The sequence below is a fragment of the Streptomyces sp. NPDC096311 genome (assembly GCF_044763085.1).
Taxonomy (GTDB): domain Bacteria; phylum Actinomycetota; class Actinomycetes; order Streptomycetales; family Streptomycetaceae; genus Streptomyces.
Genome location: NZ_JBIWFN010000033.1, coordinates 25626 through 48335, shown reverse-complemented (window position 1 = coordinate 48335; position 22710 = coordinate 25626). Strand labels below are relative to the sequence as shown.

Annotated in this window: 20 protein-coding genes; 5 read left to right on the top strand and 15 right to left on the bottom strand. The window is 70.9% G+C overall.

The window, feature by feature from the left end; all coding sequences use genetic code 11:
* Position 1: 1 nt before the first annotated feature.
* Positions 2-1642 (bottom strand): ABC-F family ATP-binding cassette domain-containing protein, encoded by a 1641-nt coding sequence (locus tag ACIRA5_RS49135; RefSeq protein WP_101402144.1) that lies wholly within the window; start codon positions 1640-1642, stop codon positions 2-4.
* A 110-nt stretch (positions 1643-1752) separates the two neighbouring features.
* On the bottom strand, positions 1753-2778 hold the full coding sequence (locus ACIRA5_RS49130) for an oxidoreductase (RefSeq protein ID WP_403703883.1): 1026 nt from the start codon (positions 2776-2778) through the stop codon (positions 1753-1755).
* A gap of 66 nt (positions 2779-2844) precedes the next feature.
* Here ACIRA5_RS49130 and ACIRA5_RS49125 point away from each other — a divergent pair, with 66 nt between their 5' ends.
* Positions 2845-3819: an FAD-dependent oxidoreductase gene (locus ACIRA5_RS49125; protein WP_403703880.1), complete on the top strand. Its 975-nt coding sequence runs from the start codon at positions 2845-2847 to the stop codon at positions 3817-3819.
* Between the two features lie 13 nt (positions 3820-3832).
* On the opposite strand, the gene ACIRA5_RS49120 is transcribed toward ACIRA5_RS49125, so the two are convergent.
* Positions 3833-5794: a Xaa-Pro dipeptidyl-peptidase gene (locus ACIRA5_RS49120; RefSeq protein WP_403703878.1), complete on the bottom strand. Its 1962-nt coding sequence runs from the start codon at positions 5792-5794 to the stop codon at positions 3833-3835.
* 180 nt (positions 5795-5974) lie between these two features.
* Between ACIRA5_RS49120 and ACIRA5_RS49115 the strand changes: the two genes are divergently transcribed.
* Positions 5975-7474: a M1 family metallopeptidase gene (locus tag ACIRA5_RS49115; RefSeq protein ID WP_382259166.1), complete on the top strand. Its 1500-nt coding sequence runs from the start codon at positions 5975-5977 to the stop codon at positions 7472-7474.
* A 94-nt stretch (positions 7475-7568) separates the two neighbouring features.
* On the opposite strand, the gene ACIRA5_RS49110 is transcribed toward ACIRA5_RS49115, so the two are convergent.
* The 3 genes from ACIRA5_RS49110 to ACIRA5_RS49100 form a co-directional block, all read right to left on the bottom strand.
* Positions 7569-8045 (bottom strand): hypothetical protein, encoded by a 477-nt coding sequence (locus ACIRA5_RS49110; RefSeq protein ID WP_403703875.1) that lies wholly within the window; start codon positions 8043-8045, stop codon positions 7569-7571.
* Positions 8046-8180: 135 nt separating this feature from the next.
* Positions 8181-8660 (bottom strand): macro domain-containing protein, encoded by a 480-nt coding sequence (locus ACIRA5_RS49105; protein ID WP_403703872.1) that lies wholly within the window; start codon positions 8658-8660, stop codon positions 8181-8183.
* Positions 8661-8703: 43 nt separating this feature from the next.
* On the bottom strand, positions 8704-10170 hold the full coding sequence (locus tag ACIRA5_RS49100; RefSeq protein WP_403703869.1) for an amino acid permease: 1467 nt from the start codon (positions 10168-10170) through the stop codon (positions 8704-8706).
* Between the two features lie 266 nt (positions 10171-10436).
* Between ACIRA5_RS49100 and ACIRA5_RS49095 the strand changes: the two genes are divergently transcribed.
* On the top strand, positions 10437-11171 hold the full coding sequence (locus ACIRA5_RS49095; RefSeq protein WP_403703866.1) for a MerR family transcriptional regulator: 735 nt from the start codon (positions 10437-10439) through the stop codon (positions 11169-11171).
* Between the two features lie 52 nt (positions 11172-11223).
* On the opposite strand, the gene ACIRA5_RS49090 is transcribed toward ACIRA5_RS49095, so the two are convergent.
* The 5 genes from ACIRA5_RS49090 to ACIRA5_RS49070 are packed head-to-tail and all read right to left on the bottom strand — an operon-like array spanning position 11224 to position 18038.
* On the bottom strand, positions 11224-13398 hold the full coding sequence (locus ACIRA5_RS49090; protein WP_403703863.1) for a 3-hydroxyacyl-CoA dehydrogenase NAD-binding domain-containing protein: 2175 nt from the start codon (positions 13396-13398) through the stop codon (positions 11224-11226).
* A gap of 58 nt (positions 13399-13456) precedes the next feature.
* A complete protein-coding gene (locus ACIRA5_RS49085; RefSeq protein ID WP_403703860.1) occupies positions 13457-14671 on the bottom strand; it encodes an acetyl-CoA C-acetyltransferase in 1215 nt (404 codons plus the stop codon).
* Between the two features lie 30 nt (positions 14672-14701).
* Positions 14702-15844: an acyl-CoA dehydrogenase family protein gene (locus tag ACIRA5_RS49080; RefSeq protein ID WP_403703857.1), complete on the bottom strand. Its 1143-nt coding sequence runs from the start codon at positions 15842-15844 to the stop codon at positions 14702-14704.
* A 14-nt stretch (positions 15845-15858) separates the two neighbouring features.
* On the bottom strand, positions 15859-16872 hold the full coding sequence (locus tag ACIRA5_RS49075; RefSeq protein WP_403703854.1) for an LLM class F420-dependent oxidoreductase: 1014 nt from the start codon (positions 16870-16872) through the stop codon (positions 15859-15861).
* A complete protein-coding gene (locus ACIRA5_RS49070) occupies positions 16872-18038 on the bottom strand; it encodes a CaiB/BaiF CoA transferase family protein (RefSeq protein ID WP_403703851.1) in 1167 nt (388 codons plus the stop codon). The genes ACIRA5_RS49075 and ACIRA5_RS49070 overlap by 1 nt, the downstream gene beginning before the upstream one ends.
* A 296-nt stretch (positions 18039-18334) precedes the next feature.
* On the opposite strand from ACIRA5_RS49070, the gene ACIRA5_RS49065 reads away from it, so the two are divergent.
* Complete coding sequence (locus ACIRA5_RS49065) at positions 18335-19507, top strand: saccharopine dehydrogenase family protein (RefSeq protein WP_403703848.1); 1173 nt, start codon at positions 18335-18337, stop codon at positions 19505-19507.
* A 19-nt stretch (positions 19508-19526) separates the two neighbouring features.
* Here the strand turns inward: ACIRA5_RS49065 and mmpA are convergent, their stop codons facing one another.
* From mmpA to ACIRA5_RS49045, 4 genes are all read right to left on the bottom strand, one after another.
* Positions 19527-19673, bottom strand: coding sequence for a morphogenic membrane protein MmpA (gene mmpA / locus ACIRA5_RS49060; RefSeq protein ID WP_403703845.1), 147 nt, complete (start codon positions 19671-19673; stop codon positions 19527-19529).
* 75 nt (positions 19674-19748) lie between these two features.
* Positions 19749-20471, bottom strand: a complete 723-nt coding sequence (locus ACIRA5_RS49055) for an endonuclease V (protein ID WP_403703960.1) — start codon at positions 20469-20471, stop codon at positions 19749-19751.
* Positions 20472-20531: 60 nt separating this feature from the next.
* Positions 20532-20858, bottom strand: a complete 327-nt coding sequence (locus ACIRA5_RS49050; RefSeq protein WP_403703842.1) for a plasmid stabilization protein — start codon at positions 20856-20858, stop codon at positions 20532-20534.
* A gap of 85 nt (positions 20859-20943) precedes the next feature.
* On the bottom strand, positions 20944-22005 hold the full coding sequence (locus ACIRA5_RS49045; RefSeq protein ID WP_403703839.1) for a WD40/YVTN/BNR-like repeat-containing protein: 1062 nt from the start codon (positions 22003-22005) through the stop codon (positions 20944-20946).
* 285 nt (positions 22006-22290) lie between these two features.
* Here ACIRA5_RS49045 and ACIRA5_RS49040 point away from each other — a divergent pair, with 285 nt between their 5' ends.
* Positions 22291-22707: an SsgA family sporulation/cell division regulator gene (locus tag ACIRA5_RS49040; RefSeq protein WP_101402127.1), complete on the top strand. Its 417-nt coding sequence runs from the start codon at positions 22291-22293 to the stop codon at positions 22705-22707.
* Positions 22708-22710 lie beyond the last annotated feature (3 nt).

Below are 22710 nucleotides of genomic sequence, written 5' to 3'. Positions count from 1 at the left end.
GTCAGCGCTCCGTCACCTTGCCCGCCGCCACTTCCAGCCGGCGCGTGGTGTGGACCGCGTCGAGCATGCGGCGGTCGTGGGTCACGAGGAGCAGGGTGCCCTCGTACGTGTCGAGCGCCGCCTCCAGCTGTTCGATCGCCGGGAGGTCGAGGTGGTTGGTCGGCTCGTCGAGGACGAGGAGGTTGACACCACGGCCCTGGAGGAGGGCGAGGGCCGAGCGAGTGCGCTCGCCGGGAGAGAGGGTGGCCGCCGGGCGCAGGACGTGTTCCGCCTTGAGGCCGAACTTGGCCAGCAGGGTGCGGACCTCGGCCGGTTCGGTGTCGGGGACGGCGGCGCTGAACGCGTCGAGCAGGGACTCGGAGCCGTGGAAGAGTTTGCGGGCCTGGTCGACCTCGCCGACGACGACGCCGGAGCCGAGGGTCGCGTGACCGGCGTCCAGCGGGACCCGGCCGAGCAGGGCGCCGAGCAGGGTCGACTTGCCCGCGCCGTTGGCACCCGTGACGGCGACCCGGTCCGCCCAGTCGATCTGGAGGGTCGCGGGGCCGAAGGTGAAGTCGCCGCGCCGCACCTCGGCGTCACGCAGGGTGGCGACGACGGCGCCGGAGCGCGGTGCGGCCGCGATCTCCATCCGCAGCTCCCACTCCTTGCGCGGCTCGTCGACGACGTCCAGGCGCTCGATCATGCGCTGGGTCTGACGGGCCTTGGCGGCCTGCTTCTCGCTGGCCTCGCTGCGGAACTTGCGGCCGATCTTGTCGTTGTCGTTGTTCGCCTTGCGCCGGGCGTTCTTCACGCCCTTGTCCATCCAGGAGCGCTGCATCTGGGCGCGGCCTTCGAGGGCGGAGCGCTTGTCGGCGTACTCCTCGTAGTCGTCGCGGGCGTGCCGGCGGGCGGTGTCGCGCTCCTCCAGGTAGGCCTCGTAGCCGCCGCCGTAGAGGGTGATCTGCTGCTGGGCGAGGTCGAGTTCGAGCACCTTGGTGACCGTGCGGGTCAGGAACTCGCGGTCGTGGCTGACGACGACGGTGCCCGCGCGCAGCCCGGAGACGAAGCGTTCGAGCCGCTCCAGGCCCTCCAGGTCCAGGTCGTTGGTGGGTTCGTCGAGCAGGAAGACGTCGTAGCGGGACAGGAGCAGGGAGGCGAGTCCGGCGCGGGCCGCCTGGCCGCCGGACAGGGACGTCATCGGCTGGTCGAGGTCGACGCCGAGCCCGAGGGTGTCGGCGACCTCCTCGGCACGCTCGTCGAGGTCGGCGCCGCCCAGGTCGAGCCAGCGCTCCAGGCTCTCCGCGTACGCGTCGTCCGCGCCCGGCGCGCCGTCGACGAGTGCCTGCGTCGCCTCGTCCATGACACGCTGGGCCTCGGCCACACCGGTGCGCCGGGCCAGGAACTCCCGGACGCTCTCGCCCTCCCGCCGCTCCGGCTCCTGCGGCAGATGGCCGACGCTCGCCGACGGCGGGGACAGCCGCAGCTCCCCCTCCTCGGGCGTGAGCAGTCCGGCGAGCATCCGCAGCAGGGTGGACTTGCCCGCGCCGTTGGCACCGACGAGTCCGATCACATCGCCGGGCGCGACCACGAGGTCGAGCCCGGAGAAGAGCGAGCGGTCGCCGTGTCCGGCGGCGAGGTTCTTGGCGACGAGAGTGGCAGTCATCAGGAGGCCGATCCTAACGGCCCGGCCGCCCCGGCTGCGCCTCCCGATTCCGTGCGGGGCCACGTCCCGGTTTCCGTGCGGGGCCGCACCCCCGTGTCCGTGCGGCCCGCTCAGTGGGCCATCGCCTCCACCAGCACACTCCCCGAGGTCCGCGCCACGAGGAAGGACTCCCCCTTCACGGCCTTGGCGTCCAGGGCGATCCGGTGTCTGCCCGCCTCCAGGATCCCGTCGAAGACCTCCTGCGTGTGCGTGCGGTACAGCCGGTCGAGGCGGTACGCGGTGATCTGGACCCGGCAGGTGGAGGTCACCTCGATGCCCGCCTCGCCGTCGGCGGCGACCAGGCGGGTGAGGCGGCGCAGCTCGTGGGGACTGCGGTCCAGGGCATTCTCGATCTGCGCGACGAGGAGCGGGACGACGGGGGCCAGGCCGTCGACGTAGGCGACCTCGACCCCGGCCCGCTCGAAGGACCGCCGTACGGCCGCGCGCTCCTGTTCGCCGACGGCGCGCCCGAAGGCCACCGCGCCGTATCCGCGGAGTTCCTCGGCCGGGACGTCGGTGGCGTCGCGGGTGATGTCGGCGCCGATGCCGATGGTGCGCAGGGCGGCGGCGAGCTTGGCGAGCACGGCGACCCGTGCGCCGATGAGCAGGACCCGGCGGCGCGCCCCGGGGTCGCCCAGGAGCAGCGAGTTCAGGGCGCTGCGGTACTCGGCGCCCTGGAAGCGGAACGGCCCTATCCCGTGGTAGCCGTTGAGCTCCAGATCCGCGTGTTCGCCGGTCTGCCAGGCGAAGTCGCGCCACACGTAGTCGTCGCAGGAGTCGTCCTTCTCGATGACGGCGGTCACGGCACCGCATTCGATGCCCTCGCACTCGGGACAGCCGTAGATCACGTAGCGGCCGTCGTCGAGCGGCGCCTCGGCCTCCAGGAGGAGGCTTCGGACCTGGGCGGTGAAGATGGCGGGTGGTACGTCGGAGGCGAGCGGGGACACCGCGTCGAGGTCGGAGAGCTGGTACAGCAGCGGGCGGCCGTCGACGATGAAGTCGACGAAGTCCCGGTGCACTTGGTAGTCACCGTTGGCGAGGACTCCACCGGCACGCATCGCCGGTGCCAGGCCGAAGGTCGCGTACTCGGCAGACATGCTGTGAGTATCCCCAGACTGAGAGTGATGTGAGCACGGCATGACATATTCCGCTAACGTCCCGGCATGGACAACGCGCCCAGCGGTGACGTGATCGTGGTCGGAAGCGGTGTCGTCGGGTTGACGACGGCGATCGTCCTGGCCGAGCGCGGCCGGCGGGTACGGGTGTGGGCGCGGGAGTCCGGCGAGCTGACCACCTCGGCCGTTGCCGGCGCGCTGTGGTGGCCGTACCACATCCGGCCGAAGGCGCTCGCGGGTGAATGGGCCCTGCAATCACTCTCCGTGTACGAGGAGTTGGCGGCCCGGTCCCAGGAGACGGGCGTACGCGTGGTCGAGGGCGTACAGGGCGAGACGCGACTGGACGCGCTGGAGCCGTGGGCCGCCCGGGTGCCGGGGCTGCGCGTGGCCACGGCCGAGGAGTACGCGGGTACGGGGCTGTGGGCGCGGCTGCCGCTGATCGACATGCCGGTGCATCTGCGCTGGCTGCGCGAGCGGTTCCTGCGGGCGGGCGGAGCCATCGAGACACGGACAGTGACGGATCTCGCGGAGGTCCAGGCTCCGGTCGTCGTCAACTGCACAGGTCTGGGCGCCCACACGCTCGTACCGGATCCGGCCGTACGGCCCGTGCGCGGGCAGCTCGTGATCGTGGAGAACCCCGGGGTCCATACCTGGCTCGTGTCGACGGACAGGGACGCCGGCACGACAACCTATGTCTTCCCGCACCCGGACCGGCTCGTGCTGGGTGGCACGACCGACGACGATGACTGGTCGCTCACGCCGGATCCGGCGGCGGCCGAAGCGATCGTCGAACGGTGTGTGGCGCTGCGGCCGGAGATCGCCGGGGCGCGCGTGCTGGGCCATCGGGTGGGGCTGCGGCCGGTGCGTGACACGGTCCGGCTGGAGCGTGAAGTACTGCCCGACGGGCGGGTGTTGGTGCACCACTACGGTCATGGCGGCGCGGGCGTCACGGTGGCCTGGGGCTGTGCGCGGGAGGCGGCCGGGCTCGCGCTGGGCGAGGAACCGGCCGCCGTGCGCCCTTGAGGGGGTCAGCGGATCAGCGGGAGTCCCCCGGGACCCGGAGGGCACTGCTCGGATCGCGTACGCCGTCGAGGCCGGCCGTGCTCGCGGCGGCGGTGGAGCCCGCCGTGGCCCTGGCGAAGGCACCGGCGCCGCCGACGAACGGCACATGGGCGGACGTACGGGACAGGTCCAGCGTGAGGGTCGGAGTGGTCGACGGCGGGTCGATGAGGTCCTTGTCGGTGCCCGCGACGATCAGGGCGAGCCGGTGTCCGGCCGGGACGACGTGGTCGGTGGCGGCCAGGTCGAGCGTGATCGTGTACGCCTTGCCCGGGGTGAGCGGGCCGCCCTTGAGGTCGGAGGCGTAGTTGCCGAGGTCGGCCCAGCCGCGGCTGAAGACCGTGGCGGCGACGTCGGTCTTCTTCGCCTGGGTGACCTTGTAGCAGGAGTTGTCGCCGGTCGTGCTCGGACCCCAGCAGGTGCGGTCGGTGAGGGTGGTGATGCCCTCACCGCCGTCGGCGTAGTCGCGGATGGTGTCCGGGCCCAGGTCGACCAGGACCGCGGAGAGGTGGGCGGTCGAGGTGGTCGGCGTGGCCGTGACGATCACCTTGGAGGAGCCGGACAGACGCAGGTCCCTGGTCAGCGGCTTGGTGACGAACCCGGCCTTCTCGGAGGTGGACCGGTCGATGTGGGCCGCCCAGTCGGTCTCGCTCAGCTGCGGGTCGTCGGTGAAGGCCTCGGTTCCGGAACCCGTACGCAGGCCGAGGGTGCCGACGCCCGCCTGGGTGCCCGTGCCCGGACGCAGTGTCGTCGTCTGCGTCCCGCGGGGCGGCCAGACGCCGGAGGTGACCCACTGGTCGGGGTGGCGCTCGATGTCGGCCATGGGCTCGTCGTCGATGCCGTTGTCGTAGCCGAGGAGTTCGTGGTCGAACCAGCGGTGCAGGGTGTCGACCCAGGCGGCGCGGCGGAAGTCGAAGGGGTCGACATGGCCGGTCTGGGAGAGCCAGATCTTGCGCTCGACGCCGTTCTTGGCGAGGGCGCTCCACCACTGGCCGAAGTTCTTGGTGCGGACGTTGAGGTCCTGCATGCCGTGCACCAGGAAGACGCTCGCCCTGACCTTGCTCGCGTCCTTCACGTAGTCGCGCTCGGTCCAGAACTTGGTCCAGTCACCGGTGCGCGGCGCTCCGTCGACGAGCTTCTGCTGCACGGCGGCGCACTTGGCGGTGGCCTCGGGGCTGTCGACGTAGCCGGAGAGCCAGTCCGGGCCCGAGTCGTACAGCGGGGCGCCCTTGGCGAAGTAGTAGTCGTACCAGGAGGAGATGGCGCTGATCGGCACGATGGTCTTCAGGCCCTTGACGCCGGTCGCGGCGACACCGTTGGCGATGGTGCCGTCCCAGCTCTTGCCGATCATGCCGGTTCTGCCGTTGGTCCAGGTCGCCTTGGCCCGGTCGGCGCCGGTACGCGTCGTGTAGCCCTTGGCCCGGCCGTTGAGCCAGTCGACCACGGCCTTCGCGGACTGGACGTCGGAGCGGCCGCCGACGTCCACGCAGCCGTCGGAGCGATTGGTTCCGGCCAGGTCGACGCCGACGACGGCGTAGCCGCGCGGCACGAAGTAGTTGTCGTAGAACAGCGGCATCTGGACGACGTCGCCGTTCGCGTCGTACGTCTTGAGCTGGCTCTCGTTGCCGCGCCCGCAGCAGGAGTAGTACGGGCTTGCGTCCATGATCACGGGAACCTTGCGGCCCTGCTGGGCGAGTTCACGGGGCCGGACGATGTCGACGGCGACGCGGTCGCTCTTCCCGTCGCCGTCGCCGTCGAGGCCGGTGTCCACCCAGACGGCTTCGCGGATCGCGTTCTCGTACGAGTAGGCGGGGGTGCTCTCCCGGGGCGCGCCGTGTGCGGCGGCGGGGGCGAGGAAGACGGCCATCAGGGCGGCGGTGACCGCCGTCGCGAGCGATCTCCAGGTCGTGAAGCGCATACGGCGCGCTGGTTTCGGCATGCGCGGAAGGTACCCCGGTCAACTCCGGTACAAAAGAGGGTCGGTGGAGGCAGCCGGGCCCGAATCGGTCATGTCGGCCGAATGGCGATCGTGTGACGCGAGGGGCGATGGACAGGGGGACGGCACAGGGAGTCAATAGGCTCCGAACTGTCCTCGTTCCCCCATGACTTGGAGCTCTTCGTGCACCGCAGACTCATCGCCCCGGGCGCGCTCGCCGCCTCCCTGCTGCTGGCGATCCCGGCATCGGCGGCGGACTACACCCCCGGGGCGCCCGGTATCGGCGACCCCTACTACCCGGCCTACGGCAACGGCGGATACGACGTCTCGCACTACGACCTGCGGCTCCAGTACCAGCCGGCCACCGACGAGTTGCAGGGAACGGCGACCCTCCTGGCCACCACCACGCAGGACCTCTCACGCTTCGACCTCGACTTCCTGCTCGATGTAAGCGAGGTGCGGGTCAACGGGGCGAAGGCCTCCTTCACCACCTCGGGCCAGCACGAGCTGGAGATCACCCCGGCGACTCCGCTGCCGAAGGGCACGCCCGTCACGGTCGTCGTCCGTTACAGCGGGGTGCCCTCGACGAAGAGCGCGTACGGCTTCTCGACCTGGCACCGCACTCCGGACGGGGCCGTCGCGGCGGACGAGCCCGAGTCGGCCTGGTGGTGGTTCCCCAGCAACGACCACCCGAGCGACAAGGCCACCTATGACGTCTCGGTGGCCGTGCCGGACGGTACGCAGGCGATCTCCAACGGCACGCTCCAGTCGACGAGTTCACGGCTCGGCTGGACCCGCTACAGCTGGCGGTCCAACAAACCGCAGGCGACCTATCTCGCCACGCTCGCCATCGGAAAGTTCGACATCACGACGGGCACGACGGCCGGCGGCGTCCCGGTCGTCAACGCGTACAGCAAGGACCTCGGCGACAACGACGGGGCCGCGCGGGCGAGCGTCGAACGGACCGGGGAGATCGTCGACTGGCTGACCGGCTACTTCGGCCCGTACCCCTTCAGCTCGGTGGGCGGATACGTGCCGAACACCACCACCGGGTACGCGCTGGAGACCCAGACCCGCGTCTACTACAGCCCCCGGCAGTTCGCGAACGGCTCCAACACCTCGGTGGTCGTCCATGAGCTGGCGCATCAGTGGTACGGCGACGACGTGTCCCTGAAGGGCTGGAAGGACATCTGGATCAACGAGGGCTTCGCGCGGTACGCGCAGTGGCTGTGGTCCGAGCACGAGGGCGAGGGGACGGCGCAGGAGCTCGCGGACTACGTGTACGCCTCGCATCCGGCGGACGACGCCTTCTGGAAGGTCGCGCCGGGTGACCCCGGTCCGGACAACCAGTTCGACACGGCGGTCTACGACCGGGGGGCGGTGGCGGTGCAGGCGCTGCGCAACGAGGTCGGGGACGACACGTTCTTCGCCATCCTGAAGGGATGGCCGCGGGAACACGCCTACGGGAACGCGTCGGTCGGGGACTTCCAGAAGTACGCGGAGAAGGTGTCGGGCAAGTCGCTCGCCACGCTCTTCGACACCTGGCTGTTCGAGCCGTCGAAGCCGGCGGCGCCCGCGGCGCGGGGTGCGTCGATCGCGGTGGCCCCGGCCACGGCGGGGGCCCCGGCGCAGCCCAGGTCGTGGAAGAAGATCGCGGCAACGGATTCCGTCCACTCCGGCTGAACCGGCACCGCGGGCCCCTCAACGGGGCCTCAGCCCACTCGCCCGTGCTTCCGTCTCCCAGGGCGGGCGAGTGCGGGCCGTTCGCGAACGGGCGTCAGTTGCCCTGCTCCACCGGGGCCGTGATCCGCTCGCCCACGATGCGGCTCGCCAGCTCCGAGGCCAACTCCGATACGGACATCCGGAGTTCGGCGTCGGCCGCCGCGCACTCGGACTCGATGCGGGCGCGGCCGTCGGCCACCACGGCGTCACGTTCGCGCTGCCCGTCCGCGCGGGCCTCGGCGATCAGGGCGGAGCCCTGTTCGAGGGCCTGCTGGCGGATGCGGGCGGCTTCGTGGCGGGCCTCGGCCAACAGGGCCTCGGTCCCGAGACGCTCACTCTCGGCGCGGGCGCGCACGGCTTCGGCGCGCTCCTTGGCGCCGTTGATCGCGTCGTCCCGCAGTGCGAGCGCCCGGTTCATCCGCGGGAGCACGCGGGCGACGAACAGGTAGATGAAGGCGAACAGCGCCAGGGCGTAGCCCAGGTCCTGAACCTTCGGGTTGAGTGGACCTATCGGGTAGGGGATGAGTTCCATGGCCGTGACTTACCCGCTCATGCGTGCGAACCAACGCGCATCTGCGCCAGAGTTGACCGAAAACAGCCCGTCTGAACGCCCCCGGTGGGCCCACCATCGGCGCGAGAAACCGCGCGCCCGTCCTGCGGGCCCCGCTCATGCCCCGTAGTCGTACACCGTCACCGCCACCCCCCGCTCCACCAGCCGTCGCATGATCAGCGGCTCCACCCGGGACCAGTCGCCGCCGGCCAGACCGCAGCCGATGCGGGGCATGTGGACGGACGCGTCGAGTTCGGCGGCCTTGACCGCCACGTGGGCGAGGCCCGTGTCGATCGCCTCGTAGCGGACGGGGACCCCCTTGCTGCCCGTCCGAGTGCCCCGCTGACCTATCAGGTTCGCCACCCACACATACTTCTCGACCTGGACGAACCGGGTCGCGCCCAGCCCGAAGTCGTTGTGCGCCCGGTCCCGGTGCCACGCCCGGTACGCCGCCTCCGGCTCGGGCCAGCGGCGGGACAGGGCCAGGACGAACCCCTTCCCCCAGCCCCCGATGTCATTGCAGACATGAGCGATCAGCTTGACGCCCTTGACCGACGGAGCGGTGGCGTCACCCCGGACATATGTGATCTCCGACATGACGCCACCCTAGGCACCGCCACTGACAGCGGCGTGCGATCTGCTACTTCGTCAGCTCGCTCAGTTCCTGGTCCGTGGTCTTCGAGACCCGGTGGCGGATCGCGAACCAGCCGCCGACCAGCAGGGCCCCGATCACCGGGATGAGGAGCAGGGTCTTGCGGCCGACCTCGGGGTCGTTCCCCATCAGGCCGAGCACGGCCAGCAGGAAGGCGATGGTGACGATCTCGGTCACAGGGCTGCCGGGGAGCCGGAAGGACGGGCGGGTGACCAGGCCGTCCTTGGCGCGGCGGACGAACACCAGGTGACAGACCATGATGATCACCCAGGTGCTGATGATGCCCAGGGACGCCACGTTCAGGACGATCTCGAAGGCCTGGCTGGGCATGAGGTAGTTCAGGCCGACGCCGAGCACGCACACCGCGCAGGTGAGCAGGATGCCACCGTACGGGACCTGGTTGCGGTTCATCTTCGCGGTGAACCGGGGCGCGGAGCCCGCCATCGCCATGGAGCGCAGGATGCGGCCGGTGGAGTACAGGCCGGAGTTCAGGGACGACATGGCCGCGGTGAGGACGACCAGGTTCATGACGTCACCGGCGCCCTGGACGCCGATCTTCGACAGGACGGTGACGAAGGGGCTCTCGTCGGCCGAGTAGACCGAACCGGGCAGCAGCAGTGCGAGCAGCACGACCGAGCCGACGTAGAACAGGCCCACGCGCCACATGATCGAGTTCACCGCGCGCGGGACGACCTTCTCCGGCTCGGCGGTCTCGCCCGCGGCGACGCCGACCAGCTCCAGGGCCGCGTACGCGAAGATCACGCCCTGCATCACCAGGACGACCGGCATGATCCCGTGCGGGAGCAGACCGCCGTGGTCCGTGATGACGCTCAGGCCGGGCTTCTGGCCGCCCACGTCGTGGTGCGTGGCCAGCAGGAAGATGCCGACCAGCATGAAGGAGACGAGGGTGGCGACCTTGACGATCGCGAACCAGAACTCCATCTCGCCGAAGATCTTCACCGAGATCAGGTTGACGGCCAGGACCACCGCGAGGGCGATCAGCGCCAGCACCCACTGGGGGATGTCGGTGAAGAAGCTCCAGTAGTGCGTGTAGAGCGCGATCGCGGTGATGTCGGCGATGCCGGTCGTCGACCAGTTGAGGAAGTACATCCACCCGGCGACGTACGCGCCCTTCTCACCGAGGAATTCGCGCGCGTACGACACGAAGGACCCGGAGGACGGCCGGTAGAGGACCAGCTCGCCGAGCGCCCGCACGACGAAGAAGGCGAAGACTCCGCAGACGAGGTAGGCGATCGCCAGCGCGGGTCCCGCGTTGTGGAGGCGGCCGCCGGCGCCGAGGAAGAGTCCGGTGCCGATCGCGCCACCGATGGCGATCATGTTGACGTGGCGGGCCTTGAGGTCCTTGCTGTAACCGGCGTCGCCTGCGTCCGCGGGCGTGCGGGCCGCGTCGGTGCGGGATGCGGCCTTGGCCGTGTCTACGGCGTCCTTGCTCACGCGTGGATCTACTCTCTGGTGCGCCCACGCACCGAGTGCGCGGGTTTCCGGATGTGCCTCGGCCCGCACCACCCCTGACGCGGCGCAGACCAAGGAGCCACCTTCCCCGAGGGATCCCCCTGATGCGATGGCACAGCTCACACCGCGGAACATCTCACATGGTGATCAAAGGGTGCAGAACTCGTCGACAGCGCTTTCACAGAACCGGTGAGACAGCAATACTGTTGCACCTGATCGCTGCACCATCGACGAGGCGAGGACCTGCCATGACGACGGACACCGAGGAGCCGACGCTCACGGTCGACGAGCTGGCGGCACGCGCGGGCGTCACGGTCCGCACGGTCCGCTTCTACAGTTCCAAGGGGCTGCTCCCGCCGCCCGTGATCGGACCCCGCCGGGTGGGGCACTACAGCCAGGAGCACCTGGCCCGGCTCGCGCTCATCGAGGAGCTGCAGCGTCAGGGCATGACGCTGGCCGCGATCGAGCGCCATCTTCAGCAACTGCCGGCCGACCTGAGCGCCCGGGATCTCGCCCTTCACCGTGCCGTGGTCGCCTCGTGGGCGCCGGACGCGGCGGAGGACATGACACGCGAGGAACTGGAACGACGGGCCGGCCGCCCGCTGGGCGAGGAGGCCCTGGAGCGGCTGGTCGCGATGAACGTCATCGAGCGGGCCGAGGGCACATCCGACGGCCCGGACAGCTCGCGCTCCCCCGGCTCCTTCCGCGTGGACCCGGCGCTGCTGGCGCTCGGCATCCAGCTCCTCGACGTACCGCTCGCGCACGAGTCGATCCTCGCCGCGCGCGGCGTCCTGCTGGAGCACTCCCGCGCGGCGGCACGCGAGCTGTCCGCGTTGCTGCGCGAGGCGGTGGGCGAGCACGAGTCGGTGGCGGCGGTGAAGTCCCTGTCCGCCCACATGCAGCCGCTGGTGGTGCAGGCGCTGCTGACCACGTTCCAGCGCTCCCTGAAGGCGGAGCTGCGGGAGTGGCTCAAGGAGTCCTGAGCCACTGAGGACTCCTTGAGCCACACCCGCGCGCCTCCCGCTCGGCGATACGTCAGCTGTCGCTGAACCTCTCGCCCTTCTCCGCCTTCTCGACGAGCAGCGCGGGCGGCGTGAACCGCTCCCCGTAGCGCTCGGCGAGTTCACGCGCGCGTGCCACGAATCCGGACGGACCTCCGTCGTAGCCGTTGATGTACTGGAGCACGCCGCCGGTCCAGCCCGGGAAGCCGATCCCGAAGATGGATCCGATGTTGGCGTCGGCGACGGACGTCAGCACGCCCTCCTCCAGGAGCCGGACGGTGTCCAGCGCCTCGGAGAAGAGCATGCGCTCCTGCATGTCCTTGAACGGGATCTCGTGGCCGGGCTTGGTGTAGTGCTCGCGCAGGCCGGGCCAGAGCTTGCCGCGCTTGCCGTCCGCGCCGTACTCGTAGAAGCCCGCGCCGCCGCTGCGCCCGGTGCGGCCGAACTCGTCGACCATGCGGTCGATGACCGCCTCCGCCGGGTGCGTCTGCCAGGTGCCGCCCGCCTCCTCGACGGCCTGCCTGGACTCCTTGCGGATCTTGCGCGGCAGGGTGAGCGTCAGCTCGTCCATCAGGGAGAGGACCTTGGCCGGGTAGCCCGCCTGGGCCGCCGCCTGCTCGACGGAGGCGGGCTCGATGCCCTCGCCGACCATCGCGACGCCCTCGTTGATGAAGTGGCCGATGACGCGGGAGGTGAAGAAGCCGCGCGAGTCGTTGACGACGATCGGGGTCTTCTTGATCTGCCGTACGAGGTCGAAGGCGCGCGCCAGCGCCTCGTCGCCGCTCCGATCGCCCTTGATGATCTCGACGAGCGGCATCTTGTCGACGGGCGAGAAGAAGTGCAGCCCGATGAAGTCCTCCTGCCGCTCCACGCCCTCGGCAAGGACGGTGATCGGCAGGGTCGAGGTGTTGGAGCACAGCAGCGCGTCGGGCTCGACGACGTTCTGGATCTCCTGGAACACCTTGTGCTTGAGGGCCGTGTCCTCGAAGACGGCCTCGATCACAGCGTCGCAGCCGGCCAGGTCGTTCGGGTCGGCGGTGGGCGTGATGCGGGCGAGCAGCTCGTCGGCCTTCGCCTGGGTCGTACGGCCCCGGGAGACGGCCTTCGCGCAGAGCTTCTCGGAGTAGGCCTTGCCCTTGGCCGCCGCGTCCGCCGACACGTCCTTCAGGACGACGTCGATGCCCGCGCGGGCGCACGAGTAGGCGATGCCGGCGCCCATCATCCCGGCGCCGAGGACGGCGACCTTGCGGACCTGGCGCGGCTCGATGCCCTGGGGGCGGTTGGCGCCGGAGTTGACCGCCTGGAGGTCGAAGAAGAACGCCTGGATCATGTTCTTCGAGGTCTGCCCGGTGACCAGCTCGGTGAAGTAGCGGGCCTCGATGACCAGCGCGGTCTCGAAGTCGACCTGGGAGCCCTCGACGGCGGCCGCCATGATGTTGCGCGGGGCCGGGTAGGGGGCGCCGCCCAGCTGCTTCCTCAGGTTGGCCGGGAAGGCGGGCAGGTTGGCCGCGAACTTCGGGTTCGACGGCGTGCCGCCCGGGATCTTGTAGCCGGGCTTGTCCCAGGGCTGCCGCGACTCGGGGTTGGCGTCGATGAAGGCGCGCGCCTTGGCGAGCATCTCCTCGGAGGTGGCCGCCACTTCGTGGACGAGCCCGTTCTCCAGGGCCCGCTGCGGGGAATACTGGGTGCCCTGGAGGAGCACCTTCAGCAGGGCGTCGGTGATGCCCATGAGGCGGACGGTGCGGGTGACGCCGCCGCCCGCGGGCAGCAGGCCGAGGGTGACCTCGGGCAGGCCGATCTTGGAGCCGGGGGCGTCCAGGGCGACACGGTGGTGGGAGGCGAGGGCGATCTCGTAGCCGCCGCCGAGGGCCGCGCCGTTCATGGCGGCGACGACCGGCTTGCCCAGGGTCTCGATGCGGCGCAGGGAGGACTTGATGGCCGTCCCGGTGTCGAAGGCCTCCTGGGCGTTCTCCGGGCCTGCCTTGATCATGTCCTTGAGGTCGCCGCCCGCGAAGAAGGTCTTCTTGGCGGAGGTGTAGATGATGCCCCGGATGGAGTCCTTCTCGGCCTCGGCGCGTTCGGCGATCGCCGCGATCGAGTCCTTGAAGGCCTGGTTCATGGTGTTGGCGGACTGGTTGGGGTCGTCGAGGACGAGGATGACGACACCGGTCTCGTCCTGTTCCCAGCGGATGGTGGTGCTCTCGGTCATGAGGAGGGTCTCCGTAGAAGCCGTTTAAGCCGTGGAAGTCTGGGGGTCCCGCCGGGGGTTACAGTCGCTCGACGATGGTCGCGATGCCCATGCCGCCGCCCACGCACAGCGTGGCCAGGCCGTAGCGCTTGTCCTGGCGCTCCAGTTCGTCGACGAGGCTGCCGAGGATCATCGCGCCGGTGGCGCCGAGCGGGTGACCGAGCGCGATCGCGCCGCCGTTGACGTTGACCTTGTCGAGGGACAGGCCCATGTCCTTCACGAAGCGCAGGACGACCGCGGCGAAGGCCTCGTTGATCTCCACGAGGTCGATGTCGTCGATGGTCAGCCCGGCCTTGGCGAGCGCCTTGCGGGTCGCGGGCGCGGGGCCGGTGAGCATGATCGTGGGCTCGGAGCCGGAGACGGCCGCGGCGACGATCCGGGCGCGCGGGGTGAGGCCGTGGCGCTCGCCGACCTCCTTGGAGCCGATGGCGACCAGGGAGGCGCCGTCGACGATGCCGGAGGAGTTGCCCGCGTGGTGGACGTGGTCGATCGCCTCGACCCAGTGGTACTTCTGGAGGGCCACGGCGTCGAAGCCGCCCAGCTCGCCGATGTCCGCGAACGAGGGCTTCAGCTTGCCGAGCGAGTCTGCGGTGGTGCCGGGGCGCATGTGCTCGTCGTGGTCGAGGACGACGAGCCCGCTGCGGTCCTTCACGGGGACGACGGACCGGTCGAAGCGGCCGTCCTTCCAGGCGGCCGCCGCACGCTCCTGGGAGAGGGCCGCGTACTCGTCGACGTCCCGCCGTGAGAAGCCCTCGATGGTGGCGATGAGGTCGGCGCCGATGCCCTGGGGCGCGAAGTTGGTGGCGATGTTGGTCATCGGGTCGGCGAACCAGGCGCCGCCGTCCGAGGCCATGGGCACGCGGGACATCGACTCGACGCCGCCCGCGAGCACCAGGTCCTCCCAGCCGGAGCGGACCTTCATCGCGGCCAGGTTGACGGCTTCCAGGCCCGAGGCACAGAAGCGGTTCTCCTGGACGCCGGCGACCGTGTCGGGCAGTCCGGCGGCGATCGCGGCGATCCGCGCGATGTCGGAGCCCTGGTCGCCGACCGGGCCCACGACACCGAGCACGATGTCGTCGATCGCGGCCGGGTCCAGGTCCGGCAAGCGGCGCTGGATCTCGTGGATGAGGCCGACGACCAGGTCGATGGGCTTGGTGCCGTGCAGGGCGCCGTTCGCCTTGCCGCGCCCGCGCGGGGTGCGGATCGCGTCGTACACGTACGCTTCGGTGCTCACTGATAAGCCTTTCGGGGAGGGTGCGGAGGATCAGCCGAGCAGGGAGCGGCCGATGATCTCCTTCATGATCTCTGTGGTCCCGCCGTAGATGGTCTGGATGCGGCCGTCGGTGAAGGCCCTGGCGACGCGGTACTCCGTCATGTAGCCGTAGCCGCCGTGCAGCTGGAGGCAGCGGTCCGCGACGCGTTTTTGCAGTTCGGTGGCCCACCACTTGGCCATCGAGGCGTGCACGGCGTCGAGTTCGCCGTTCGTGTGGTCGACGATGCAGCGGTCGAGGAACGTACGGGTGACGGCACACTCGGTCGCCATCTCGGCTATCTCGAAGCGGATGTGCTGGAGCTTGGCCAGCGGCCGTCCGAAGGCCTCGCGCTCCTTGACGTACTGGGTGGTGATCTCCAGCAGGTGCTCGGCCGCCGCGATCCCGGCGACGGCGATGCCCATGCGTTCCTGCGCGAGGTTCGTCATGAGGTGCACGAAGGCGCCGTTGAGCTCCCCGAGCAGGTTCTCCTTGGGGACGCGTACGTCGTGGAAGAACAGCTCGGCCGTGTCCTGCGCCTTCTGCCCGATCTTGTCGAGATTGCGGCCACGTTCGAAGCCTGCCATGCCGCGCTCGGCGACGAGCAGAGACAGACCGTGGGCGCCGCCCTCCGGGGTCGTCTTAGCGACGACGATCACCAGGTCGGCGAGGATCCCGTTCGAGATGAAGGTCTTGGAGCCGTTGAGCAGCCAGTGGTCGCCCCGGTCCTCGGCGTGCGTCCTGATGCCCTGGAGGTCGGATCCGGCGCCGGGCTCGGTCATCGCGATCGCCGTGATGAGCGAACCGTCGCAGAACCCGGGCAGCCAGCGCCGCTTCTGCTCCTCGGTGGCGAGGTCCGTCAGATACGGCCCGATGATGTCGTTGTGCAGCCCGAGGGCGAGACCGGCGGCCCCCGCGCGCGTGAACTCCTCGGCGAGTACGGCGCTGTAGCGGAAGTCGGCGTTGCCGCCGCCTCCGTACGCCTCCGGTACGGCGAGGCCGAGCAGCCCCTGTTTCCCGGCGGCACGCCAGGCCTCGCGCGAGACGATGCCGTCCTTCTCCCACTGCTCGTAGTACGGCGTCACCTCCTTGGCGAGGAACGTGCGCACGGTCTCCCGGAACGCGTCGTGCTCGGCGCCGAAAATCTGCCGCTTCATGTGCGCATGCCCTCCTAGAGCCAGCTCTTGACGGTCTCGACCAGCCGGGCCGGCTCCGGTCCCACGGGAGTGATGTTGAGCATGTCGACCCCGGCCTCCCGGAAGGCCTCGACACGCTCGCGCACATAGCTCCTGGGCCCGCACAGCGAGATCAGCTCGCAGAACTCGGCCGGTACGGCGGCCTCGGCCTCCTTCTTCCGGCCGGAGAGGTACAGCTCCTGGATGAGCCGGGCCTCCTTCTCGTAGCCGTAGGCCACGGCGAGGTCGTTGTAGAAGTTCTTGCCGGGGGCGCCCATGCCGCCTACGTAGAGGGCGATTGTGGGTCGCGCGAGCTCCCGTACGGCCGCCGCGTCCTCGCCGATGGCGAGCAGGCCGCCCGCGACGGTCCGCAGCGGGCCGAGCGCCGGGTCCCGCAGTGCGGCGCCCTCCGCGAGGGGGCCGCCCCACACCTGGTGGGCCTTCTCCGGGATGAAGAGGGTGGGCAGCCAGCCGTCGGCGAGTTCGGCGGTCATCCGCACGTTGGCGGGGCCCAGGGAGGCCACGTACAGCGGGATGTCGGGGCGCACCGGCTTGGTGAGGAGCTTCAGGGGCTTGCCCAGGCCGCCGGGGCGGGGCATGTCGGTGATGCCGTGGTGGTCGATGACCTCGCGGCGCAGGATGCGGCGGGTCAGTTCGATGGCCTCGCGGGTGCGGCCCAGGGGCTTGTCGTACGCCTTCCCGTGCCAGCCCTCGACGACCTGCGGGCCCGAGGCACCGAGCCCCAGCATGGCGCGGCCGCCCGAGATCGCGTCGAGTCCGGCGGCGGTCTGCGCGAGGAGCGCCGGGGTGCGCGAGTAGACGTTGAGGATCCCGGAGCCGATCTTCATACGCTCGGTGCGGGCGGCCAGATAGCCCATGATCGTGGGCGCGTCGAAACCGTAGGCCTCCGCGACCCAGACGGCGTCCAGACCCGCGGACTCCAGGGCGGCGACCTCGTCGGCGGCTTGCCGGGGGTCGCCCGCGTAGTCGAGCGGGAGGGAGAGCTCCATCAGTCGCCGTCCTTCATCGAGTCGTCTTTCATGAGGTCGTGCCGCGTCAGCCGTGGTACGTCCCAGTCGCGGGCCACGTCCACGGTGTCGGCGCCCGGCAGCGCGGGGCCGGTGCGGACGGAGGTGCGGGTCAGGGAGAAGCGGGGTGCGGGGGCGGGCTGGGTGATGCCGCCGTGGTCGGTGAAGGTGCCGCGGGCGGCGAGGTGGGGGTGGGCCGGGGCCTCCCTCAGCGACAGGACGGGGGCCACGCAGGCGTCGGAGCCCTCGAAGACCGCGGTCCACTCGTCCCTGGTGCGGGTCTTGAAGCGGGCGGCGACCGCCTCGCGCAGCTCGCCCCAGCGTGTCAGGTCCTTTCGGGCATCGGCGTACTCCTCGATGCCGAGCAGTTCCACGAACTCGGCGTAGAACTGCTGCTCCAGGGCGCCCACCGCCATGTACTTCCCGTCGGCCGTCTCGTACGTTCCGTAGTACGGACAGCCGCCGTCCAGGAGGTTGGCGCCGCGCCTGTCCTGCCAGCCGCCCGCGGCGAGCATGCCGTGGATCATCGAGGCGAGGTGCGCGGCGCCGTCGACGATCGCCGTGTCCACGACCTGCCCGGCGCCGGTGGCGCGCGCGTGGTGGAGCGCGGCGAGGACGCCGACGACGAGGTAGAGCGAGCCGCCCGCGTAGTCGCCCACGAGGTTCGCGGGGACCGCGGGCGGCTCGTCCGGCCTGCCGATCATGCCGAGGGTGCCGGTGAGCGCGATGTACGCGATGTCGTGCCCGGCACGCGGGGCGAGCGGGCCCTGCTGGCCCCAGCCGGTCATCCGGCCGTAGACGAGCCGCGGGTTGCGGGCGTGACAGGTCTCGGGGCCGACGCCGAGGCGCTCCGCGACGCCGGGGCGGTAGCCCTCGACGAGGATGTCCGCGCGCTCGACCAGATCGAGGACGCGGGCGGGGCCGTCCTCGGCCTTCAGGTCGATCACGACCGACCGCTTGTTGCGGTTGGTGATGTCGTACTCCGGGTTGACGGCGAGCCCCGTGCCGCCGGGCCGGTCCACGCGGACGACGTCCGCGCCGAGATCGGCGAGGAGCATGGCGGCGAACGGGCCGGGGCCGATACCCGCCAGCTCCACCACACGCACTCCGGCCAGCGGGCCGTACGCCGGCGTCCCTGTCACTGCCATCGAGCCCCCAGCACTGTGACACCACTGATGTGACATCAGAGATGTTAAGAACGTGTTCCACGCCGGGCAAGCCCCCAGCGAGCAAGCGCTTAGTTAAATCCCGGGTGGCGGATCATGCCGAAAGGTCGCAAAACAGGGCACGTCAGCGACGTATGCCGCCGCACGGCCGGCGCGCGTTCCCCTGCACGGCCATGGCCACCTCCGACCTCTGTGTCGACCTCGTCGTTCGGCTGCTCGCACCTCACGCTAGCCTCAGCCACCGACAACGGCGCTTCGCGCACGACGGATGGGGTGTCATGAGCAGGCTGAACGGGACGGATCGCACGTACGACATCGTGCTCTTCGGAGCCACCGGGTTCGTCGGGGCCCTCACCGCGGAGTACCTCGCCGCCCACGCGCCCGAGGGGCTGCGCTGGGCGATCGCGGGCCGCGACGAGGAAAAGCTGGCACGGCTGCGGGAGCGGCTGTCCGGCGCCCCCGACGTGCTCTTGGCGGATGTCGCCGATCCGGCGTCGCTGCGCGAACTCGCCCGCGGCGCGCGCGTGGTGGCGACGACCGTCGGGCCGTACATCCTGCACGGCGAGGAGCTGATCGCCGCCTGCGCCGACGCGGGCACCGACTATCTGGACCTCACCGGCGAGCCCGAGTTCGTGGACCTGATGTACGTCCGGCACGACGCACGCGCGCGGGAGACCGGGGCCCGCCTGGTGCACGCCTGCGGCTTCGACTCGATTCCGCACGACCTGGGCGCCTACTTCACGGTGCGGCAGCTGCCCGAGGACGTGCCGCTGCGGGTCGACGGTTTCGTGCGCGCACAGGCGATGTTCTCGGGCGGCACGTTCGCCTCCGCGCTCACCCAGTTCGCGCGCGGGCGGCTCATCCTGGCCGCGGCGCGGGATCGAGGACGGCACGAACCACGGCTGGTCGGACGGCGGGCACACGCGCCGCTGAGCACTCCGCGGTTCGCCAAGGAGGTCGGGGCATGGGCGCTGCCGCTGCCCACCATCGACGCCCAGATCGTGCAGCGTTCGGCGCGGGCGCTGGAGCGCTACGGGCCCGACTTCCGCTACCGCCACTACGCGGCCGTCGAACGGCTGCCGGTCGCGGTGGGCGGGGTCACGGCCGTCGGCGCGTTGTTCGCGGCGGCCCAGGTGCCGCCCGCGCGACGCTGGCTGTCCGGCCGGATCAAGCCGGGCGAGGGCCCCAGTGCCGCGCGGCGGGCGAAGAGCTGGTTCTCGGTGCGATTCGTGGGCGAGGGCGGCGGGCGCCGCGTGTTCACGGAGGTCGCGGGTGGCGACCCCGGCTACGGCGAGACCGCCAAGATGTTCGCGGAGTCCGCGCTGTCGCTCGCCTTCGACGACCTGCCGGAAACGGCAGGACAGGTCACGACGGCGGTGGCGATGGGCGACGCGCTCATCGAACGGCTGCGCGCGGCGGGGATCACCTTCCGGGTGGCCGCGTCCCGGTAGGACCGTCCGGAACGTCCCTCTAGAGCGGCCAGCCCAGCACCGTGTAGATCATCCCGCCGATCCAGCCGACCCCGGCGAGGACGGAGAGGACCAGCGCGGCCATCACGGTGCGCTCGACGGGCTGGGTGGCTCCGGTGGCGGGCTGGGGGGAACGGTGCGTCGTCATGCGCAACAGCCTGCCGATCATGACGGCGCCCGCACATCCGTACAGGTACTCAGAACACGTACTCAGGGCACCTACTCAGTCAACGGGTGAGGCTCCTGAGGGAGTTGCCTCCTTCAGGGCCCGTCGGCACAGGGAGTCCGCGCTTCGGGTGGTCTGCGGGAGGCGGTATTTCGGGGTGAGCGCGAGGGTGTGCGCGCAGGCGTTGTCAAGGCTCACCCGGTGGCCGACCGAGACGAAGACCGGCTTGACGCCGTCCTGGGTGCGCAGTGCGCGACCGACCTCCTCCGGGCCCGTCGGTTCGCCCGCGAGCAGCGGGGAGGCGCTGCCGCGCGGGGCGCCGGGCTCCTCGTAGGAGAAGGTGAACGGGTTCTTGGCCACCCCGATCGTGGGGAGCCCGGTGAGGACGCCGAGGTGGCTGGCGAGGCCGAAGCGGCGGGGGTGGGCGAGCCCGTAGCCGTCGCAGACCACGAGACCCGGCGGGCACGGCAGCGCGTCGAGCACGGCCAGCACGGTCGGGATCTCGCGGAAGGCGAGCAGCCCGGGGACGTAGGGGAAGGAGACCTGTCCGACGGCAGTGGCCTCGGCGACGACGGCGAGGGTCGCCGCGTCGAGCACGACGGCCGCGGCCACGACGACGTCCCGCTCGTCGTCGTACGCCACGTCCACGCCCGTCACTCTGCCGGCGCCGGGCGGCGGCCCGGGCTCGTCGAGCACCACGCGCCCCCGCAGTGCGTCCTGCACGGCGCGGGCCTGCTCCTCGGTCGCGGGCCAACCCGCCGGAATCGGTACGGTGTTCAACGAGGTGTTCATGGTGCCGACGAGCCTAGGCCCACAGCACCGGAAGAGGTCTTTGGGCGGTCACTTGTCGCCCAGCGCGCGCCTCAGCTCCTCCTTGTTCATGTCCGACCGGCCGTGGATGTCGCGGCGCTTGGCCTCCTCGTACAGCTGGTCGTACGTGGGTCCCTGGGCGCCCCGGTGGGAGCGCAGGCCGCCGCGCCTGCCGGAGGAGATGTCCTCGGTGGACGTGCGGCTCGCGGTCTTCGACTCGCCGGCCCGGGCGCGCTCCTTGTTGACGGTGCGCGCGGCGATCTCCTCGGCGCGCTCCCTGCTCTCTCCCCGGTCGAGAGCACTCTCCTTGATGTGCTCGTACTGGCGTTCCCGCTTGGGGCTGGAGCCACGGGGCATGGCGGCTCACTTCCTTCCGTGTCGCCGATCGCTCGCTTGCGCGTCGGCGACACGGGTACCCCGCTCGCCTCGGGGCACGCGACGGTCAGCGTTCCAGACGTGCCACCCGGCCCTTCTCGCCGGACGCCCAGCAGCCCAGGTCGGGGGTGCAGTCCACGGTGTCGTACGAGCCGGTGTCCAGGGTGCGCCAGGTGCGGCCGCCGTCGGTCGTGAGGTCGGTGCCGGTCGGGCCGACCGCGAGCGCGGAGCTGCGGCTGTGCGGGAGCCAGGCGACACCGGAGCGGTAGGCGGGCGGCGGCTGGGCGGCGGGGGTCCAGGTGCGCCCGCCGTCGGGGGTGAGTGCGGCCGCCCGGGGCGATGGCTGGTCGGCGCGGTAGTCGCCGCCGACCGCGAGGCCGTGGGCGCGGTCCCGGAAGGCGAGGGCGAAGACGCCACGCGCCGGGTCGCCCGCCGGGATCGGCGTCTCGGCCGCCTTCCAGGTCAGTCCCCGGTCGGTGGAATGCAGCACACGCGCGTGTGCGCCCCCGCCGGTGGCCAGCCAGGCATCGTGCGATCCCGCGCTCACGAGGCACTGTCCACTGGCGGCGAAGCCCGCCTCGCCGTCCTGCGCGGCGGGCATGCCGTCGCTGGGCAGCACCTTCCAGGACCGTCCGCCGTCGCTGGTGGACAGGATGCGGAACCTGCCGTCCACGGGGTCGCTCATCGCGAGGCCGTGGCGCCGGTCGAAGAAGGTCAGACAGTCGTAGAAGGCCTTCGCGTCGGTGTTGCGGAAGGACTCGGTCCAGGTCGTGCCCCCGTCGTCGGTCCTGAAGACCCGGGAGGCCTCGCCCTCACCGATGGCGAGGACCACCGCGCGCCGCGCGTCGAACGCCTCGATGTCGCGGAACTCCAGGTCGGCGGCGCCCGGCGGCGAGACGTTCCGCCAGCTCGCGCCGCCGTCGGTGGTGCGCAGGACGGTGCCCTTGGCACCCGCCACCCAGGCGGTGTCGCGGCTGACGGCCGACAGTCCGCGGAAACGAACGTCGCTGCCGCTGTCCTTGAGCGCCCAGTGGGCCGCCTTCCCCGCCTCGTGTGCCTGCGCGGGCGCCGCCGTCAGCGCGGCGGCGAACGCCGCCGCGCACAGTCCCACGGTGACCGCCCGACTCATACGTCTCGACTTCCCCAAGCCCCTCATGGCGGGCGAAGCTAGCCCACTCCCCGGGCGCCGTCCAGATGCCCTCGGTGGGAACCCGGGGGCCCCGGTTGGTGTCCTCTCCGGTATCGCGGGCATGTCGGAACGAGAAATGGATCACTACGTGTCACCGAGGTGAATGAACTCGGTGACAGAGGTCACTTGCGTTTCAGGTGCACTGAATGGCTCATTCCGTCGTCTCATACATTGCCCGGCCTCATCCGCCCGGAGTTCGTCCAGCCGTCACAAGGGAGCAAGGCGTTGTCCACCGTCATCGAGCAGCCCGTAGAGGCCCGCCTCGTCGCCGCCGCCCCGCGGATGCCGAGCATTCCCGCAACGCTCCACTACGACCGGAGCGACCCCTTCGCTGTCCGTATGACCTTCCCCGCCCCGGCCACACTGGAGGGCGTGGAGGTCTGCTGGACGTTCGCGCGCGAGCTGCTCGCGTCCGGCATGGAGGACTCCGTGGGGTACGGCGACGTACGGGTGCGGCCGTACGGCTACGACCGCACCGTTCTGGAGTTCCACGCCCCCGAGGGCACCGCCGTGGTGCATGTGCGCTCGGGCGAGGTGCGGAAGTTCCTCCAGCGCACGACCGAACTGGTGCCTGTCGGACTCGAGCATCTCCAGGTCGACCTGGACCACGACCTGGAGGAGCTGATGCGGGGCACCTGCTGAGCG